The sequence below is a fragment of the Gammaproteobacteria bacterium genome (assembly GCA_019911805.1).
Lineage (GTDB): Bacteria > Pseudomonadota > Gammaproteobacteria > Thiohalobacterales > Thiohalobacteraceae > JAHJQQ01.
The window spans coordinates 1-1,932 of record JAIOJV010000013.1; the positions used below are offsets into that span (position 1 = coordinate 1).

Consider the following 1,932-nt stretch of genomic DNA (forward strand, 5'->3'; position numbering starts at 1 on the left):
GGATTCGGCAAAACCCGAACCCCGAACCCCGAACCCCGAACCCTGAATCCCGAACCCTGAATCCCGAACCCCGAATCCCGAATCCCGAATCCCGAATCCCGAATCCCGAATCCCAAAAACAACCATGAAAGACATCCTCGAAAAAGCCGCACGCACCAAACTGGTCATCTTCGATGTCGACGGAGTCCTCACCGACGGGTCGCTGTTCATCGGCGACGACGGGCAGGAATACAAGGCCTTCAACTCCCGCGACGGGCACGGCATCAAGATGCTGAAGAAATACGGCGTGGAGATCGCCATCATCACCGGCCGCACCTCGAAGGTCGTCGAGCACCGCGTCGCCAACCTCGGCATCGCGCACGTCTACCAGGGTGCGCACGATAAATTGGCCTGTTTCCGGGATCTCGTCGCCAAACTCGGCATCGACCCGCAGGACACGGCCTACGTCGGCGATGACGTGGTCGACCTGCCGGTGATGACCCAGGTCGGCCTGGCCATTGCCGTGCAGGATGCACATCCCTTCGTGAAACGACACGCCCACTGGCAGACGCCCAGCTGTGGCGGCCGCGGCGCCGGCCGCGACGTGTGTGAACTGTTGATCGAGGCTCGCGGGCAACTCCAGGCCGAGTTGGAAAGCTATCTTTGAGTCTGCCGCGCAACGCCGGGGTGCTGCTATTCGTCGTGCTGGCGGCGTTGTCGAGTTGGTGGCTCTATCAGCAGACCCGGGAGGGCCTTGCGCCGCGGGACGGCAGCCAGCGCCATGACCCGGATGCCTTCGTCGAAGAGGTCGACCTGTCCACGCTGGACGCGACTGGATGGTTGCAGCACCGGTTATGGGCCGAGCGCATGGAGCACTTCCCCGACGACGACAGCACCGCATTGACCCACCCCTACCTGGAGCTGTACCGTCCCGGCGAGCCACCCTGGCGCATCCGCGCCAAGACCGGCTGGCTCAGCGCCGGCGGCGCCGAGGTGCGGCTCGCCGGCGCCGTCGAAATCCTGCGTGCCGCCGCGCCGGGCGTGCGGCCGGCAGAACTCTACACCGAGCGGCTGACCGCCTTCCCCGACCGCGACTATGCCGAGACCGACGCCGCCGTGACCTACCGCAGCGTCGGCCTGGAGGTCAAAGCCGTCGGCATGCGTGCCTATCTGGATCAGGGGCGGGTAGAATTACTGTCGCGCGTGCGCGCCGTCCATCAACCGCAAGGATCCCGTTAAGCCCATGCACCCGAGCATCGCCCCGCTCCTCCTGCTACTACTGACCGCCTTTCTGCCGGCGCCGGCCGCGGCGCTGAGCAGTGACCGTCAGCAGCCCATGCACATCGAGGCAGACCACGCCGACCTCGATGATCAGAAGGGCGTCAGCGTCTATCGCGGCAATGTCGTGATCACCCAGGGGACGTTGCGGCTGACCGGCGACGAGCTCACCGTCCACACCCGGGACGGTGACATCACCAAGGCCTTCTCCACGGGCAACCCGGCCACCTACCGGCAGCGCCCGGACGGCAAGGACCGGGACGTCGAGGCGCAGTCGCTGCGCATGGAATACTACGCCGGCGAAGACCAGATCATCCTGCTGCAGAAGGCCGAGGTGAAGCAGGCCGGCGACACCTTCCGCAGCGAGCGGATCATCTACGATATCGCCCGCGACCACGTCAATGCCGGCACCGGCGCGCCCGGTGACCGCGTGCGCGGCTACTTCGCCGGTTTCAACGCCTTCCCGGGAGAGCCGGTCGAATCACACATCCCCGATGAACAATCGTTCGAGTGGGTGATGGACCTCTGCCCGCGCTTCGAGTGCCCCGACGCCTGGGTCGAGCGCGTCTTCTACTACCGCTGGTGGTCGCTCCGGAAGCATCTGCGAAAGTCCCCCGCCGGCTTCATCTTCACCGAATTCCTGCGCCCCGTCCGCCACGCCACGGACTACAACGC

Annotated in this window: 3 protein-coding genes; all 3 read left to right on the top strand. The window is 65.7% G+C overall.

Annotated elements, in window-relative coordinates:
* Positions 1–124: 124 nt before the first annotated feature.
* Positions 125–646 (top strand): 3-deoxy-manno-octulosonate-8-phosphatase KdsC, encoded by a 522-nt coding sequence (gene kdsC / locus K8I04_00730; GenBank protein ID MBZ0070247.1) that lies wholly within the window; start codon positions 125–127, stop codon positions 644–646.
* The gene (gene lptC / locus K8I04_00735) at positions 643–1,218 is read left to right on the top strand and encodes an LPS export ABC transporter periplasmic protein LptC (protein MBZ0070248.1); all 576 of its coding nucleotides are present in this window, start codon (positions 643–645) and stop codon (positions 1,216–1,218) included. The genes kdsC and lptC overlap by 4 nt, the downstream gene beginning before the upstream one ends.
* 4 nt (positions 1,219–1,222) lie before the next feature.
* Positions 1,223–1,932 (top strand): lipopolysaccharide transport periplasmic protein LptA (lptA, locus tag K8I04_00740; protein MBZ0070249.1); only part of this gene is annotated, 710 nt, incomplete at its 3' end.